12 protein-coding genes are annotated in these 17004 nt (G+C 68.7%); 3 read left to right on the top strand and 9 right to left on the bottom strand.

Features of this window, described 5'->3' with window-relative positions; genetic code table 11:
* Nucleotides 1–321 precede the first annotated feature (321 nt).
* The 3 genes from ACF08M_RS21620 to thyX all read right to left on the bottom strand — a co-directional run bounded on the left by ACF08M_RS21620 (nucleotide 322) and on the right by thyX (nucleotide 3927).
* Nucleotides 322–2007, bottom strand: coding sequence for a ribonuclease J (locus tag ACF08M_RS21620; protein WP_392186861.1), 1686 nt, complete (start codon nucleotides 2005–2007; stop codon nucleotides 322–324).
* 130 nt (nucleotides 2008–2137) lie between these two features.
* Entirely contained in the window at nucleotides 2138–3037 is a 900-nt protein-coding gene (gene dapA / locus ACF08M_RS21615) for a 4-hydroxy-tetrahydrodipicolinate synthase (protein ID WP_392186860.1), read from the bottom strand.
* A 152-nt stretch (nucleotides 3038–3189) separates the two neighbouring features.
* Nucleotides 3190–3927: an FAD-dependent thymidylate synthase gene (gene thyX, locus ACF08M_RS21610; RefSeq protein ID WP_392186859.1), complete on the bottom strand. Its 738-nt coding sequence runs from the start codon at nucleotides 3925–3927 to the stop codon at nucleotides 3190–3192.
* 186 nt (nucleotides 3928–4113) lie between these two features.
* Here thyX and ACF08M_RS21605 point away from each other — a divergent pair, with 186 nt between their 5' ends.
* Together ACF08M_RS21605 and ACF08M_RS21600 are read left to right on the top strand one after the other, a co-directional pair.
* Entirely contained in the window at nucleotides 4114–4353 is a 240-nt protein-coding gene (locus tag ACF08M_RS21605; protein ID WP_392186858.1) for a hypothetical protein, read from the top strand.
* Nucleotides 4354–4447: 94 nt separating this feature from the next.
* A complete protein-coding gene (locus ACF08M_RS21600; protein WP_392186857.1) occupies nucleotides 4448–4999 on the top strand; it encodes a hypothetical protein in 552 nt (183 codons plus the stop codon).
* Nucleotides 5000–5057: 58 nt separating this feature from the next.
* Here ACF08M_RS21600 and ACF08M_RS21595 read toward each other — a convergent pair whose 3' ends face one another.
* The 6 genes from ACF08M_RS21595 to eccD form a co-directional block, all read right to left on the bottom strand.
* Nucleotides 5058–5573: a hypothetical protein gene (locus tag ACF08M_RS21595; protein WP_392186856.1), complete on the bottom strand. Its 516-nt coding sequence runs from the start codon at nucleotides 5571–5573 to the stop codon at nucleotides 5058–5060.
* 13 nt (nucleotides 5574–5586) lie between these two features.
* Entirely contained in the window at nucleotides 5587–6339 is a 753-nt protein-coding gene (dapB, locus tag ACF08M_RS21590; protein WP_392186855.1) for a 4-hydroxy-tetrahydrodipicolinate reductase, read from the bottom strand.
* A gap of 24 nt (nucleotides 6340–6363) precedes the next feature.
* On the bottom strand, nucleotides 6364–7743 hold the full coding sequence (locus ACF08M_RS21585) for a M16 family metallopeptidase (RefSeq protein ID WP_392186854.1): 1380 nt from the start codon (nucleotides 7741–7743) through the stop codon (nucleotides 6364–6366).
* Nucleotides 7740–9977, bottom strand: coding sequence for a polyribonucleotide nucleotidyltransferase (locus ACF08M_RS21580; protein ID WP_392186853.1), 2238 nt, complete (start codon nucleotides 9975–9977; stop codon nucleotides 7740–7742). The genes ACF08M_RS21585 and ACF08M_RS21580 overlap by 4 nt, the downstream gene beginning before the upstream one ends.
* Nucleotides 9978–10369: 392 nt before the next feature.
* On the bottom strand, nucleotides 10370–10660 hold the full coding sequence (rpsO, locus tag ACF08M_RS21575; protein WP_189546018.1) for a 30S ribosomal protein S15: 291 nt from the start codon (nucleotides 10658–10660) through the stop codon (nucleotides 10370–10372).
* A 277-nt stretch (nucleotides 10661–10937) separates the two neighbouring features.
* On the bottom strand, nucleotides 10938–12440 hold the full coding sequence (gene eccD, locus ACF08M_RS21570; RefSeq protein WP_392186874.1) for a type VII secretion integral membrane protein EccD: 1503 nt from the start codon (nucleotides 12438–12440) through the stop codon (nucleotides 10938–10940).
* Nucleotides 12441–12674: 234 nt separating this feature from the next.
* On the opposite strand from eccD, the gene eccCa reads away from it, so the two are divergent.
* Nucleotides 12675–16649, top strand: a complete 3975-nt coding sequence (gene eccCa / locus ACF08M_RS21565; protein WP_392186852.1) for a type VII secretion protein EccCa — start codon at nucleotides 12675–12677, stop codon at nucleotides 16647–16649.
* Nucleotides 16650–17004 lie beyond the last annotated feature (355 nt).

Genomic DNA, 17004 nt, shown 5'->3' with positions numbered 1-17004 from the left:
GTGTCCGATTCCCGGTCGAAGCGGGGCTGCTTTCCAGTTCTTCGCTTTCGCGTTTCCCTTTCCGGCGGTTCCAACCTTACCAGACTCTTTTTCGTTCCGTTTCCGGTCCGAATATGAATTCCGGCGGCCTATTGGAATGGCCTTGCCTTTCGGCGGATCCGACTTTATCAGAAGTTCTGAGTCGGAATTTCCACCCCGTTCGGGCCGTCCATGGCGCACGAGTGTGCGCGGCGCTTCCCGGTCAGGCGGAGCCGTAAACGTACTGGAGCGGGGCCCCCGATGCAAATCGGGGGCCCCGCTCCGGAGTTCGCGCTGCCGGGATCAGACCTCGACGACGACCGGCAGGATCATCGGGCGTCGGCGGTAGGTGTCGGAGACCCACTTGCCCACCGTGCGGCGGACCAGCTGCTGGACCTGGTGCGGCTCCAGCACACCGTCCTGGGCAGACCTGTTGATCGCTTCCTCGATCTTCGGCACGACGGCGCTGAATGCCGAGTCGTCGATACCGGAGCCGCGGGCATGGATGTCCGGGCCGCCCGTGATCTTGCCGGAGGAGCTGTCGACCACGATGAAGACGGAGATGATGCCCTCCTCACCGAGGATCCGGCGGTCCTTGAGGGAGGTCTCGGTGACATCCCCGACCGAAAGGCCGTCGACGTACACGTAACCGGCCTGGACCTTGCCGACGATCTTGGCCCGGCCGTCGATGAGGTCGACGACGACGCCGTCCTCGGCGATGACGATGTGGTCCTTGGGCACGCCGGTGAGGGCACCCAGTTCGGCATTGGCCCTGAGATGGCGCCACTCACCGTGGACCGGCATCAGGTTCTTCGGCTTGCAGATGTTGTAGAAGTACAGCAGCTCGCCGGCCGAGGCGTGGCCCGAGACGTGGACCTTGGCGTTGCCCTTGTGCACCACATTCGCGCCCCAGCGGGTCAGGCCGTTGATCACGCGGTAGACCGCGTTCTCGTTGCCCGGAATCAGGGACGACGCCAGGATCACCGTGTCGCCCTGGACGATCCGGATCTGGTGGTCACGGTTGGCCATACGGGACAGCGCGGCCATCGGCTCGCCCTGGGAACCCGTGCAGACCAGCACGACCTCGTCGTCCGGCAGGTCGTCGAGGGTCTTGACGTCGACCACCAGGCCCGCGGGGACCTTCAGGTAGCCCAGATCCCGGGCGATGCCCATGTTGCGGACCATCGAACGGCCGACGAAGGCGACCCGGCGACCGTACTCGTGGGCCGCGTCGAGAATCTGCTGGATGCGGTGAACGTGGCTGGCGAAGCTCGCCACGATGATGCGCTTCTGGGCGTTGGCGAAAACCGTGCGCAGGACATTGGAGATGTCCCGCTCCGGCGGGACGAAGCCTGGCACCTCCGCGTTGGTCGAGTCGGAGAGGAGAAGGTCGATGCCTTCCTCGCTCAGCCGCGCGAACGCGTGCAGGTCGGTGAGCCGGCCGTCCAGCGGGAGCTGGTCCATCTTGAAGTCACCGGTCGCGACGGCCATGCCCGCAGGCGTGCGGATGGCGACCGCGAGAGCGTCCGGGATGGAGTGGTTGACCGCTACGAACTCGCAGTCGAAGACGCCGATGCGCTCGCGCTGGCCCTCCGCGACTTCGAGGGTGTACGGGCGGATGCGGTGCTCCTGGAGCTTGGCCTCGATCAGCGCGAGGGTCAGCTTGGAGCCGATGAGGGGGATGTCCGGCTTCAGGCGCAGCAGGTACGGGACGCCACCGATGTGGTCCTCGTGGCCGTGCGTGAGGACGATGCCCTCGATGTCGTCGAGGCGGTCCCGGATGGTGGTGAAGTCCGGCAGGATCAGGTCGATGCCGGGCTGCTCCTCCTCCGGGAAGAGAACTCCGCAGTCGACGACGAGCAGGCGGCCGCCGTACTCGAAGACCGTCATGTTGCGGCCGATTTCGCCGAGGCCGCCGAGCGGGGTGACCCGGAGGCCGCCCTTCGGGAGCTTCGGCGGGGTGCCGAGTTCGGGATGCGGATGACTCAAAAGACTCTCCTTACCACGCACGCCACGTACCGCTTGGGCACGTGGCGCGCATGTCATTTCGTGCACTTGCTGTTGTCTGTGCTGTCGCTCTTGCGAGTGGTCTTGGCTTATTCAGTTGTGAAGTCTGTGGTTAAAGCTCTACCCCGCCGGCGGCGAGATCGATCTTGAGCTGCGCCGTTTCCTGGGCGGTGAGTTCCACCAGGGGGAGGCGCAGCGGGCCTGCGGGGAGGCCCTGGAGGGTCAGCGCGGCCTTGGTGGTGATCACGCCCTGGGTGCGGAACATTCCGGTGAAGACCGGCAGGAGCTTCTGGTGGATCTCCGTGGCCTTCTGGACGTCGCCGCCGAGGTACGCCTCGATGAGGGCGCGCAGATCCGGGGTGACGACATGGCCGACGACGGAGACGAAGCCGACGGCGCCGACCGAGAGGAGCGGCAGGTTGAGCATGTCGTCGCCCGAGTACCAGGCGAGGCCGGACCGGGTGATGGCCCAGCTGGCGCGGCCGAGGTCGCCCTTGGCGTCCTTGTTCGCGACGATACGCGGGTGCTCGGCGAGCCGCACCAGCGTCTCGGTGTCGATCGGCACTCCGCTGCGGCCGGGAATGTCGTAGAGCATCACCGGCAGGCCGGTGGCGTCGGCGATGGCCGTGAAGTGGCGGAAGATGCCTTCCTGCGGCGGCTTGTTGTAGTACGGCGTCACCGCGAGGAGGCCGTGGGCACCGGAGCGTTCGGCCGTACGGGCGAGTTCGACGCTGTGCCGGGTGTCGTTGGTGCCGATGCCGGCGACGACGTGGGCCCTGTCCCCCACGGCTTCCAGTACGGCCCTTACGAGCTGGTCTTTCTCCGCGTCGCTGGTGGTCGGGGACTCGCCGGTGGTGCCGTTGATGATCAGGCCGTCATTGCCTGCGTCCACCAGATGGGCGGCAAGCCGCTGGGCACCGTCGAGGTCGAGTGCACCGTCCGCCGTGAAAGGCGTGACCATAGCGGTGAGGACCCGCCCGAAGGGGGTCTGCGGAGTGGAGATCGGAGCCATGGGTAACACGCTACTCGTTGCTCAGTGCCCAATGTCCCCTCGGGGGGACACGCAGTAGGAGCCCGGCACTGCCTGCTCGGGGGTTCAAGCAGTGCCGGGTCCGTTTGATCAGCCTAGATGAACTTCACGAAACGCCGCAATACGGACACCGCTTACGGGGCCACCCGTCCGTTTTTGTTGAAGGCTGCATGGGTGAGGGGCATGAGCCGGGCCCAGTGCTCCTCCATCTGCTGGCCCACCATCTCGATCTCCCGCTGCGGGAAGGACGGCACCCTGGCCAGTTCGTGCTGGGTTCGCAGGCCGAGGAAGTGCATCAGCGAGCGGGCGTTGCATGTGGCGTACATCGAGGAGAACAGGCCGACGGGAAGCACGGCGCGGGCGACCTCACGGGCCACTCCCGCAGCGAGCATCTCCTGGTACGCCTCGTACGCCTGGCGGTACGAGTCCTCCATGACGCGGCCGGTGAGCTCCTGCTGGGCCTGGGTGCCCTCGACGAACTCGTACTTCCCCGGGCGCCCCTGCTGGACGAGCTTGCGGGACTCCCCCGGGACGTAGAAGACCGGTTCCAGCTCCCTGTAGCGGCCCGATTCCTCGTTGTACGACCAGCCGACGCGGTGGCGCATGAACTCGCGGAACACGAAGATCGGGGCGCTGATGAAGAAGGTCATCGAGTTGTGTTCGAACGGGCTGCCGTGCCGGTCGCGCATCAGGAAGTTGATGAGCCCCTTGGAACGCTCGGGGTCCTTGGTGACCTCTTCCAGGGACTGTTCACCGGCCGTGGAGACACGGGCCGCGAACAGGACGTCGGAGTCGCCTGCGGCGTGTTTCACCAGGTCAACAGTGACATCGCTGCGGAAGCTCGGCTTTGCGGGCTCGGGGGTCTCGGTCACCGGCGGGGTCCTTCCAATTGCGTCGCTCGGACAGCGCCCACTCTACGGGCCGCCTCCGACAACGGGGGCGGGAAGGCCGGTCCCGGGATTTCTTCGAATAATTCGGCGATTCGGGGCACCGAACGGGCCTGTCGTGCGTCTGACTCAATAGCAGCATCCGTAACTGGTTTCAAGGAGAGTTTCCTCATGTTCCGCCGGCGGGAATCCGTCCCGTTCTCGTTCGTAGCCGAGGCCGACCGATTCCGCAGTAACATCACCCCGCCCCCGCGTGAGCGCACCAGCGTCTCGCAGCTGGCCGGCCGCTCCCTGATCGGGCTGACCGTGGTCGCAGGTCTCGTGGGGTCGCTGATCCTCGGCCTGCCCGCGCTGAGCCCCACCCAGAGCCTGTCGCACTCCCAGCAGACCGAGGCCGCCCACGGGCGCTGACTCGTACAGGCCCCCTGGGGTGGTCGGAGCGGTGACCTCCTCGGTAGCCTCACCGGGCACAGCAATCGAGCGTGCTTGTGAGTGAGGATCAGTCGTGCCCCTGCCCTTCCTGACGGCCGACCGCGAGTTTGACGCGAGCGCCGAGGACGTCGTGCTGCCGTTCGACGACCACGACAGTTGGCGGCGCCCTTACCGCCCCGGGCCCTGGCGGGTGGCAGCCGCTGCCTCCCTGTTGCTGCTCGCGTCGTTCATCCTGTTTGCAGGGATGATCACCGCGTTCGCCGGGGCGGTCCCGGGTGCCGCCGTCTGTCTGGGACTCGCGCTCGTGGTCATCGTCTGCGCCCTGCGGCTGCTCCGCGCCGGCGTCTGGGTGAGCCAGCACGGCGTACGCCGGGTGGGCTTCCTCACGACGACGACCGTGCCGTGGAACCAGGTCGCGGCCGTCCGCACCGTGCAGCAGCCGGTGAAGTGGCTCGGGTTTCCGCGCACGGTGCAGGGACAGGCGTTGATCGTCGTACGCCAGGGTGGCGCGACACTCCCGCCCCTGCTCACCGACAACAACGCGGATTTTCTGGCACGGGGCGAGGCGTTCGACCGTGCTGCCGACACGGTCGAGGCGTGGGGGGACGAGTACCGGCAGGGCTGAGAGCCTGTCGGGTGACCTCTGAGGCGAGGGGTAGCGGGGCCGTCCGGTCCCCGCTTCGTCAAGCGCCGGATGGGCTCGACGGACATCCTCGATCGCCGGGCGGGCTTGATTCGGCCGGTGCGACCCGTCCGAGGGGCGGCTTCGTGTGCAGGGCGATGGCACGCTGCATGGCTTTCCGGGCCCGTGGGGTGTCCCTGGCGTCCTGGTAGGCGACGGCCAGGCGGAACCAGCAGCGCCAGTCGTCCGGGGCGTCCTCGGTCTCCTCACGGCGCCGTGCGAACACGGCGTCGGCCGAGGCGCGGTCGATGCGGCCGGCCGGGGTACGGACCAGTTCGTCGACCGGCAGGCCGCCCTCCGCGTCGAGTTCCGCGGCCAGCGCGTTGGCCCGTGCCACGAACTGGGTGTTCTTCCAGAGGAACCAGGCCCCGATCACCGGCAGGATCAGCACCGCGACGCCGAAGGTGACCGTCAGCGGGGTGCCGTGCTCGATGAGCAGGACGCCACGGCTGCCGACCAGGGCGAAGTAGAAGACCAGGACGGCAGCGGTGACGAAGTATGTGATCTTTGCGCGCATGGCGGGGGCTCAGTCAGTTCAGGTCGAGGAAGTGTTCCAGGCCGACCGTGAGGCCGGGAGTGGTCACCACGCGGCGTGCGCCGAGCAGGATGCCAGGCATGAAGCTGCTGTGGTGCAGTGAGTCGTGGCGGATGGTGAGGGTCTCCCCCTCACCGCCGAGCAGCACTTCCTGGTGGGCGAGGAGACCGCGGAGCCTGATCGAGTGGACCGGGATCCCGTCGACGTCCGAGCCGCGGGCACCGTCCAGGGCCGTGGCGGTGGCGTCGGGCTGCGGGGCGCAGCCGGCCTTCCGCCGGGCCTCGGCGATCAGCTGCGCGGTACGGGTGGCGGTGCCCGAAGGGGCGTCGGCCTTGTTGGGGTGGTGGAGTTCGATGACCTCGACGGACTCGAAGTAGCGGGCGGCCTGCTCCGCGAACTTCATCGTGAGGACGGCGCCGATGGAGAAGTTCGGCGCGATGAGCACACCGGTCTCCGGGGAGCCGGCGAGCCAGGTGTTCAGCTGCGCGAGCCGTTCGTCGGACCAGCCCGTCGTACCGACGACGGCGTGGATGCCGTGCCGGATGCAGAAGTCGAGGTTACCCATCACCGATGCGGGGGTGGTGAGCTCGACGACGACCTGGGCGCCGCATTCCGCGAGGGTCTCCAGCTTGTCGCCGCGGCCCAGGGTGGCCACCAGCTCCATGTCGTCGGCGGCCTCGACGGCTCGTACCGCCTCGGATCCGATCCGGCCCTTGGCGCCGAGAACGGCCACGCGCAGCTTGCTCATTGCTCTGCTTCCTTACGGGTGGGGTTAGGAGACCGCTTCGTCGAGGCGGTCGGCCTGCTTGTCCTTGAGCGGGCCTATGACGGAGAGCGAAGGGCGGTGTCCGAGGACCTCGCCCGCGACCGCGCGCACGTCGTCGGGGGTGACCTGCGCTATCCGGGCCAGCATGTCGTCGACCGACATCTGGTCGCCCCAGCACAGTTCGCTCTTGCCGATGCGGTTCATCAGCGCGCCGGTGTCCTCCAGGCCGAGGACGGTGGAGCCGGAGAGCTGACCGACGGCGCGGCCGATTTCCTCGTCGCTCAGTCCTTCGGACGCTACCCGGTCGAGCTCGTCCCGGCAGATCTTGAGGACGTCGTGGACCTGGCTGGGCCGGCAGCCCGCGTACACGCCGAAGAGTCCGCAGTCGGCGAAGCCCGAGGTGTACGAGTAGACGCTGTAGGCGAGGCCGCGCTTCTCCCGTACCTCCTGGAAGAGGCGTGAGCTCATGCCGCCGCCGAGGGCGGCGTTGAGGACGCCGAGTGCCCAGCGGCGGTCGTCGGTGCGGGACAGGCCGGGGACGCCGAGGACGACGTGGGCCTGCTCGGTCCTGCGGTTCAGCAGCTCGACGCGGCCCGCGGTGCGTACGGTGCGCGAGCCCGCGCGCGGCGGGACCGGGACGGCGTCGGTGCGGGACAGGGCGCCCGTGCGCTCGAAGGCCTTGCGGACCTGGCGTACGACCGTGGCGTGGTCGATGTTGCCCGCGGCGGCGACGACCAGGTGCGTGGGGTCGTAGTGCTTCTTGTAGAAGCGGGCGATCCGGCCGCGGTCGAGCGCGTTGATGGTGTCGACGGTGCCGAGGACCGGGCGGCCGAGGGGGGTGTCGCCGAGCAGTGTGTGCGCGAACAGGTCGTGCACGCAGTCGCCCGGGTCGTCCTCGGTCATGGCGATCTCCTCGAGGATGACACCGCGCTCGGCGTCGACGTCCTCGGCGGTGATCAGCGAGCCGGTCAGCATGTCGCAGACGACGTCGATGGCCAGCGGCAGGTCGGTGTCGAGGACCCGCGCGTAGTAGCAGGTGTACTCCTTCGCCGTGAAGGCGTTCATCTCGCCGCCGACCGCGTCGAGGGCGGCGGAGATGTCGAGGGCGCTGCGTCTGGCGGTGCCCTTGAAGAGGAGGTGTTCGAGGTAGTGCGTCGCGCCGTTGAGGGTGGGGGTCTCGTCGCGTGATCCGACGTTGGCCCAGATCCCGAAGGTGGCGGAGCGGACGGAGGGCAGCGTCTCGGTGACGACCCGGAGGCCGCCCGGGAGCACGGTGCGGCGGACCGTACCGATGCCGTTGGTGCCCTTGAGAAGCGTTTGGGTACGGGCGACGGCCCGCGCCTTCGAGGAGGCGCGGGCCGTCGTCACGGAACTACGGGACGTCACTTGGCGGCGTCGTCCTTCTTCTCGGACCCCGCGGCGGAGCCGCCATCGGACTCAGCGCCCTCGATGACGGGGATCAGGGAGAGCTTGCCGCGGGAGTCGATCTCGGCGATCTCGACCTGGACCTTGGTGCCGACACCGAGCACGTCCTCGACGTTCTCCACGCGCTTGCCACCGGCGAGCTTGCGGATCTGCGAGATGTGCAGCAGGCCGTCCTTGCCCGGCATGAGGGACACGAACGCACCGAAGGTGGTGGTCTTGACGACCGTACCCAGGTAGCGCTCGCCGACCTCCGGCATGGTCGGGTTGGCGATCGAGTTGATCGTGGCGCGGGCGGCCTCGGCGGCCGGTCCGTCGGCGGCACCGATGTAGATGGTGCCGTCGTCCTCGATCGTGATGTCGGCGCCGGTGTCCTCCTGGATCTGGTTGATCATCTTGCCCTTGGGGCCGATGACCTCACCGATCTTGTCCACCGGGATCTTGACGGTGATGATCCGCGGGGCGTTCGGGGACATCTCGTCCGGGACGTCGATGGCCTCGTTCATCACATCGAGGATGTGGAGGCGGGCGTCGCGGGCCTGCTTCAGCGCGGCGGCCAGGACCGAGGCGGGGATGCCGTCGAGCTTGGTGTCGAGCTGGAGCGCGGTGACGAACTGCTTCGTACCGGCGACCTTGAAGTCCATGTCGCCGAAGGCGTCCTCCGCACCGAGGATGTCGGTGAGGGCGACGTAGTGGGTCTTGCCGTCGATCTCCTGGGAGATCAGGCCCATGGCGATACCGGCGACGGCGGCCTTGAGCGGCACACCGGCGTTCAGCAGCGACATGGTGGAGGCGCAGACCGAGCCCATGGACGTCGAGCCGTTGGAGCCCAGCGCCTCGGAGACCTGGCGGATCGCGTAGGGGAACTCCTCGCGCGTCGGCAGCACCGGCACGATGGCGCGCTCGGCGAGCGCACCGTGGCCGATCTCGCGGCGCTTGGGCGAGCCCACGCGGCCGGTCTCACCGACGGAGTACGGCGGGAAGTTGTAGTTGTGCATGTAGCGCTTGCGGGTCACCGGGGAGAGGGTGTCCAGCTGCTGCTCCATGCGGAGCATGTTGAGGGTGGTGACGCCCAGGATCTGGGTCTCGCCACGCTCGAACAGCGCGGAGCCGTGCACCCGCGGGATGGCCTCGACCTCGGCGGCGAGCGTGCGGATGTCCGTGACACCGCGGCCGTCGATGCGGACCTTGTCCTTGATGACGCGCTCGCGGACCAGCTTCTTGGTCAGCGAGCGGTAGGCGGCGGAGATCTCCTTCTCGCGGCCCTCGAAGGCCGGGAGCAGCTTCTCGGCGGCGATCTCCTTGACGCGGTCCAGCTCGGCCTCGCGGTCCTGCTTGCCGGCGATGGTGAGCGCCTGGGCCAGCTCGGACGTGACGGCGGCGGCGAGCGCCTCGAAGACGTCGTCCTGGTAGTCCAGGAAGACCGGGAAGTCGCCGGTGGGCTTGGCCGCCTTGGCGGCGAGGTCCGACTGGGCCTTGCAGAGGACCTTGATGAAGGGCTTCGCGGCTTCGAGACCGGCGGCGACGACCTCTTCGGTCGGGGCCTCGGCGCCGTCCTTGACGAGCTGGATGGTCTTTTCAGTGGCCTCGGCCTCGACCATCATGATCGCGACGTCGCCGTCCTCCAGGACGCGACCGGCGACGACCATGTCGAAGACGGCGTCCTCGAGCTCGGTGTGCGTCGGGAAGGCGACCCACTGGCCCTTGATCAGGGCGACACGGGTGCCGCCGACCGGGCCGGAGAAGGGCAGGCCGGCCAGCTGCGTGGAGCAGGAGGCGGCGTTGATCGCGACCACGTCGTACAGGTGGTCGGGGTTGAGCGCCATGATCGTCTCGACGATCTGGATCTCGTTGCGCAGGCCCTTCTTGAAGGAGGGGCGCAGCGGGCGGTCGATCAGGCGGCAGGTGAGGATCGCGTCCTCGGAGGGCCGGCCCTCACGGCGGAAGAAGGAGCCGGGGATCTTGCCGGCGGCGTACTGCCGCTCCTCGACGTCCACCGTGAGCGGGAAGAAGTCGAGCTGGTCCTTGGGCTTCTTGGAAGCGGTGGTGGCCGACAGCACCATGGTGTCGTCGTCCAGGTACGCGACGGCGGAGCCGGCGGCCTGCTTGGCCAGGCGGCCCGTCTCGAAGCGGATGGTGCGGGTGCCGAAGGTTCCGTTGTCGATAACGGCCTCGGCGTAGTGGGTCTCGTTCTCCACTAGCGTTTTCTCCGATACATATCGTCTTCATCGCCCCCACGCCCGTGTGGCGGGGAACGGTAGCGGAGAAGCCCTCCATCGGCGGGCCGGTCTTCGATCGAAGCACCCGGGTCGATGAGTCCGGGGGCCACTACCGAGGACCGGCGGCGGGGAGGTCTGCTTCTCGCTCGTCGTGGTTCGTTCTACGGGTCGTTCTTCGGGTCGTTCTACGACCAGATTCGAGTCGTTTCTCGGGTCGTTCTACGACCAGATTACTGAGATTCGGCTCGGCTTGGCATTCTGGCCGTGCGGGCGGGCCCGTCCTGTCCCGTACAGGCGTCCGTACGCACAATCGTACGTACAGCAAAGGGAGCGGCCCCCTCAGTGGTGGGAACCGCTCCCTTCACGGCGTATTACTTGGCGCCGCCGGCCGCACCGCGGCGGATGCCGAGGCGGTCAACCAGGGCACGGAAGCGCTGGATGTCCTTCTTGGCCAGGTACTGCAGCAGGCGGCGGCGCTGGCCGACCAGGATCAGCAGACCACGACGGGAGTGGTGGTCGTGCTTGTGGGTCTTGAGGTGCTCCGTCAGGTCCGAGATGCGACGGGAGAGCATCGCGACCTGGACCTCGGGGGAACCGGTGTCACCCTCCTTGGTGGCGAACTCGGCCATGATCTGCTTCTTCGTAGCGGCGTCGAGCGACACGCGGTACTCCTCTTCGATAGTTCGATGCGCCCACGAGCGCCCCTGGTCTCGCTCTCAGGGGAGCTTCCGTAACTCGGAGGCGAAGGTCCGATGAGCGCAGCTCCCAGGATGATCCGGGAACGCGTACACAAACGGCCGTCACACAGCGTACCAGCCCGGCGGAGCCGGTCCGGCCGGGGTGTGGTGACCCGGGGCGCCCGGTGCCGCCGCGTTCCCGGTCGCCCCGCGGGATCGTTCCTGCCCGGCCGAGCCGGTCCGGCCGGGTGGGCCCGCGGGGTCAGCTGGTGAGGGCGCGGATCGAGTGATAGAGGTCGAAAACGGCGAGACACAGGGGCATCAGCGTCAGGAGCACGCACGCTTCGGCGATCTCCAGGAAGCGCCCCCAGAACGGGGTGACTCCCTTGCGCGGCACGATCAGCCCGATGGCAGTGATCAGGGCGGCGGCGCCCGCGACGGCCGCGGTGAGCCAGATCGTACGGATGTCGAGCGAGGTGCTGTCCCCCGTGACGGCCTCACGCAGCATTTCGGTCGGCGGATTGAGGGACAGGCCGAGGCCCAGGAGGACGAGTGCACCGAGACCCGCCGCCAGGGCGCAGCCGACCTGGGCCGTGTAACGGAACAGGTGGGAGCGCATCAGCATGGCGACTCCGGTGGCGAGCGCCAGCAACTGGCCCCAGATGTTGTCCGAGAACCCCAGGACGGCTGCGGCGCCCACGGCCACCAGCGCGCATCCGCCGACCAGCCCGACGAGCAGTTCGTGGCCACGCCGCGCCTGGGCGGCGATGCGGTCGGCGTCGACCGGGCCCTGCGGTGCCGGTTCGGACGTCCCGTAGTCGCCGACGGTGGTACGGGGTGGATCGAAGCCGATGGGGAGGCGGGCGAAACGGGTGGAGAGACCGGGCAGGAAGGCCAGGACACCCACGGAGAGCGGGGCGCACACCGCCGCGGTCTCGGCAGGCTCCATGCCCGTCATGATCGCGATGAAGGTGACCAGCAGGCCGATGGCGGCGGCGAACACGAACGCGACGAAGAGACCGTCCCCTCCGGGGGTCACGATCATCAGGATCACCGCCACCACCAGCACGGCGGCGCAGGCGAGCAGGAACTGCAGCCTGCCGATGCCCTGGCCCGCACCGAGCGACAGCAGCCCGGCACCGGCGACCGCCGCGTTCGCGAGCGCGCCGATCCCCAGAGCCGTGGACGATCCCCGGTCGTCGTACACGCGCGCACGTACGCAGGCGAGCGCGAGAGCGAGTACGGCGACGACAGCGGCAAGGACGCCGGGCAGGCCGTGCATGTCGTGCCGGACGTCGGAGTTCCACAGCACGAAACCGAGCAGGACCAGCAGGACCGACCCGCCGAAGAGCCCGGCTCCGCGCATGAGGCCGTCGCCCCAGAGGGTGCGGTCCCGGGCGACGGCGGTGGCGACGGCGTCGGAGACGTCGTCGAAGACCGCGGGGGGCAGCGACTCGGAGAAGGGGCGCAGGGACAGCAGTTCGCCGTCGAGGATCCGTTGACCGGCCAGGGTGCGACCGCCGTCGAGGACGGTGCCGTCGCGGCGTACCAGGTGATAGCCGACCGGAGCACCCTGGGCGGGACCCTGCCCCGACAGCCGGAGGATCTCCGGGTACAGGTCCGCGACGGGAATGTCCTCGGGCAGCGCCACGTCGACGCGGCTGTCGGGCGCGACGACCGTGACCCGGCAGAAACCGGTTCCGTTGCCGGCCGGAACTCCGGGACCCGGCCGACCGGATCCGGTGGCTGCCGCTTGGGCCGTCATAGTCACCTGCTGCTCCCCCTCATCGTTCTTCCGAAACGAACCCCGGGGCCGCTGGCCTCGCTCGCGCTCCGAATGCCCGTTTCCTTGCGGTAGTTAGCGGATGCTTACACGCGTCGCGACACCCTACCGCTCCCTGGTCATCCCGCACGCCAGTAGGATCCTCCCGCGGATGGAGCCCGTCGCCACGGGGGCGCCGATACGAACAGTTCTGTCCGGCAAGGGAATTGGTGAGCTGTGAGCCAGATTGTCGTCAAGCGCGCACCGCGGGCTCTGCCCTCCGAAGTGCCGGACGAGCAGGTGCAGTTGCAACCCCCGCCCGAGCTGCCTCGTGGTCAGCAGGAGGGGATGATGATGCAGCTGCTGCCGATGCTCGGCATGGGCGGCTCCGTCGTCTTCTTCTTCATGACTCCGAATCCGATCATGCGCATCATGGGCATGATCATGATCGCGTCAACGGTCGCCATGGCCATTGCGATGATCGTCCGCCTCCGGCAGGGCACCCAGGGGCAGCTCGCGGACATGCGGCGCGACTATCTGAAGTATCTGACGCAGACAAGACGCGCCGTTCTGAAGACAGCCCGTAAACAGCGCGACGCGCAGTTCTATCTCCACCCGTCCCCGGACCAGTTGTGGGCGCTTGTCGCCGAGGGCAGCCGGGTGTGGGAGCGCCGTGTCGGTGACGCCGACTTCGCGCAGGTACGCATCGGCCTGGGCACTCAGGAACTCGCCACGCCGCTGATCACGCCCGAGACCGCGCCGGTCGATGAGCTGGAGCCGCTGACCGCCGGGGCGATGCAGCAGTTCCTGACGACCCACAGCACGCTGGACGGCCTGCCCATGGCGGTCTCGCTGCGCGCCTTCTACCACCTCACCATCAGCGGCGAAGCGGAGTCCGTCCGTTCCACGGCCCGCGCGATGGTCGGTGCGCTCGCCTCGCTGCACTCCCCCGAGGATCTGGTCATCGCCGTCGCGACGGGTCAGGACGCCGCCCCGCACTGGGACTGGGCGAAGTGGCTTCCGCACGTCCAGGCCACGGACTCCGTCGACGGTGCCGGCAGCCGCCGTCTGATCACCACCGACGTCGCGGAGCTGGAGGAGATGCTCGCGGGCCGGCTCGACGGCCGGCCGCGCTTCCAGCCCGACGGCCAACCGCTCATGGACCAGCCTCATGTCGTCGTCGTGCTCGACGGCCGGTCCGTATCGCCGGTGTCGGCGCTCGCTGCGGCCGAGGGCCTGCAGGGCGTGACGGTCGTCGAGGTCGTACCGGGTGAGGTCAACGGGGCCCGCGGCGGCCTGTCCGTCGTCGTGCACCCCCAATCACTGCAACTGGAGTCCGAGCACGGGCTGGTCTACGACGGTCTTCCCGACCTGCTCAGCCAAGAGGCCGCCGAAGCACTGGCCCGGCAACTGGCGCCGCTCCGTGCGGCCTCGGGCGGGGACGAGGACGAGCCACTGCTCGCCAATCTCGAATTCACCGATCTGCTGAACCTCGGTGACGCGGCCTCGATCGACGTCAGCAGGACCTGGCGGGCCCGCTCCCAGGCGGAGCGGCTGCGCGTCCCGATCGGCGTCGGCGAGGACGGCAGTCCCGTGATGCTGGACCTCAAGGAAGCGGCGCAGGAGGGCATGGGACCGCATGGCCTGTGCGTCGGCGCCACCGGTTCCGGCAAGTCCGAACTGCTGCGTACGCTCGTGCTCGGCCTTGCCGTCACCCACACCTCGGAGACGCTCAACTTCGTCCTCGCGGACTTCAAGGGCGGTGCCACCTTCGCCGGTATGGCGCAGATGCCCCACGTCGCAGCGGTGATCACCAACCTCGCGGACGATCTGACGCTGGTGGACCGCATGGGCGACTCCATCAGCGGTGAGCTCAACCGCCGGCAGGAGATGCTGCGCGACGCGGGCAACTACGCCAACATCCACGACTACGAGAAGGCACGCGCCGCGGGCGCCCCGCTGCAGCCGATCCCCTCCCTCGTCCTGGTCATCGACGAGTTCAGCGAACTCCTCACGGCCAAGCCCGACTTCATCGAGATGTTCGTACAGATCGGACGCATCGGCCGTTCGCTGGGCGTCCATCTGCTGCTGGCCTCGCAGCGCCTCGAGGAGGGGCGGCTGCGCGGTCTGGAGACCTATCTGTCCTACCGGATCGGCCTGCGCACGTTCTCGGCGGGCGAGTCCCGGGCGGCGCTGGGTGTGCCCGATGCCTACCATCTGCCCAACGTCCCCGGTTCCGGCTACCTGAAGTACGGCACGGACGAGATGGTGCGTTTCAAGGCCGCGTACGTTTCCGGCGTGTACCGCTCGGGCGCCGAGGCGACCGTATCCTCCGGCCCCCTGCCGGTGGACCGCAGGCCGGTGGTGTTCACGGCGGCTCCGGTGCCGGTGCAGTATGTACAGCCGAGCCCGCGGGCGGAAACCTCCGTACCCGACGCGCGTACGCCGGACGACGACGCCCTGGCGGACACGGTGCTCGATGTGATCGTGCGCCGACTGGAGGGCCGGGGGGCCTCCGCGCACCAGGTGTGGCTCCCTCCGCTGGACAACCCGCCGTCGCTGGACGAGCTCCTGCCGGGTCTCTCCGCGGTCGAGGGCCGTGGGCTGACCCAGCCGGGATTCGAAGGTTCCGGCCGCCTCGTCGTACCGCTCGGCGTGGTCGACAAGCCGTACGAGCAGCGGCGCGACACGCTCTACCGGGACTTCTCCGGGGCGGCGGGCCACATGCAGATCACCGGTGGTCCGCAGTCCGGCAAATCCACGCTGCTGCGCACCCTCATCGCGGGCTTCGCACTCACCCACACGCCCCAGGAGGTCCAGTTCTACGGACTCGACTTCGGTGGCGGCGGCATGGCCTCGGTCTCCGGTCTTCCGCACGTCGGCGGGATCGCCTCCCGGCTCGACCCGGAGCGGGTGCGCCGTACGGTCTCCGAGGTGTACGGGATCATGGCGCGGCGCGAGGAGTACTTCCGCAGCGCGGGCATCGACTCCATCGCCACCTTCCGCAGGCTGCGGGCGCGCGGCGACATCTCGGCCACGGACCAGCCCTGGGGCGACGTCTTCCTGATCATCGACGGCTGGGGCAACTTCCGTTCGGACTACGAGGGCCTGGAAGCCGCGGCCGTGGACATCGCGGCACGCGGCCTCGGTTACGGCATCCACCTGATCGTCACGGCGTCGCGCTCCATGGAGGTCCGGGCCAACCTCAAGGACCACCTGATGAACCGGCTCGAACTGCGGCTCGGCGACGTCATGGACTCCGAACTGGACCGCAAGGCCGCGGTCAACGTGCCGGCCGGCGTGCCCGGTCGTGGCCTCACACCCGAGAAGCTGCACTTCATGGCCGCGGTACCGCGGATCGACGGCATCAACTCCGACAGCGACCTCTCCGAGGCAACCGCGGCCATGAACCAGGAGGTCGCCCGGCACTGGACCGCTGCGCCCGCCCCGGCGGTCCGGCTGCTGCCCCGCGAACTCCCGGTGCAGGAACTGCCCGCGGGCCACGCGCATCCGGAGCGGGGCGTCGCGTTCGGTATCGACGAGAACAACCTGGAGCCGGTCTTCCTCGACTTCGAGCGCGACCCGTTCTTCCTGGTGTTCGGCGAGAGCGAGTCCGGCAAGTCCAACCTGCTGCGACTGCTCATCAAGCAGCTGGCCGAGAGGTACGACGGGAACGTCTGCAAGTTCTTCGTCATCGACAACCGGCGAGCGCTCCTGGACGTCACCCCTGCGACGCACCTGGCGGAGTACGTGCCCATGTCCAACAACATGGAGCACCATATGGACGCGCTGTACGACCTGATGAAGCGCCGTACGCCGTCGCCCGACGTCACGGCCCAGGAGCTGCGCGAGCGCAGCTGGTGGAGCGGTCCGACGGTGTACGTGGTCATCGACGACTACGACCTGGTCTCCACGTCCAGCGGAAACCCGCTGGCCAAGCTCACGGAGATGCTGCCGTTCTCGCGTGACGTCGGCGTCCGGTTCATCGTCGCCCGTAGCACGGCGGGCGTCGGACGGGCCCTGTACGAGCCGTTCATGCAGCGCATCATGGAGCTGGGCGCGCAGGGCCTGATGCTCTCCGGCGACCCCATCGAGGGGGACGTCCTCGGCAACGTACGACCGCGCCCGATGCCTCCGGGGCGCGGGGTCTTCGTCACGAGGCGACGGGGGAATCCGCTGGTGCAGTCCGGGCTCATGGCCGGGGAGCGGTAGGGCCGCCTGCGCGGTGGGCGGGCGGAGCGGTAGCGCCGCATGCGCGGTGGGCGGGGCAGGCCGGTGTGCCTGTTCCCGCCCGGCACGTACTCTCGCGCTCTCCGCGCCTCTGGCGCCGGCAGCCGGCCACTGCTGCGGCTGCCGTTCACAGGACAGAAGAGATTCCGAATGTCCGGTACTCCGGGCACACACCGAAGGGTTCTCGCGCATGGCATGGGCCGAGTGGGAGCAGCTGAAGGCCGACGTGGCCGACAGGAACAGCACGCAGATGCAGCTCAACACAGCCTGACCTGCAGGCAGTGGCAGCAAGCAGGGCGACCTGAAGGTCGATCAGCAGGACCTCTGGCTGCTGTCG

The sequence above is a fragment of the Streptomyces sp. NPDC015032 genome (assembly GCF_043080425.1).
Taxonomy (GTDB): Bacteria; Actinomycetota; Actinomycetes; order Streptomycetales; family Streptomycetaceae; genus Streptomyces.
This window is presented reverse-complemented; position numbering and strand designations above follow the sequence as displayed.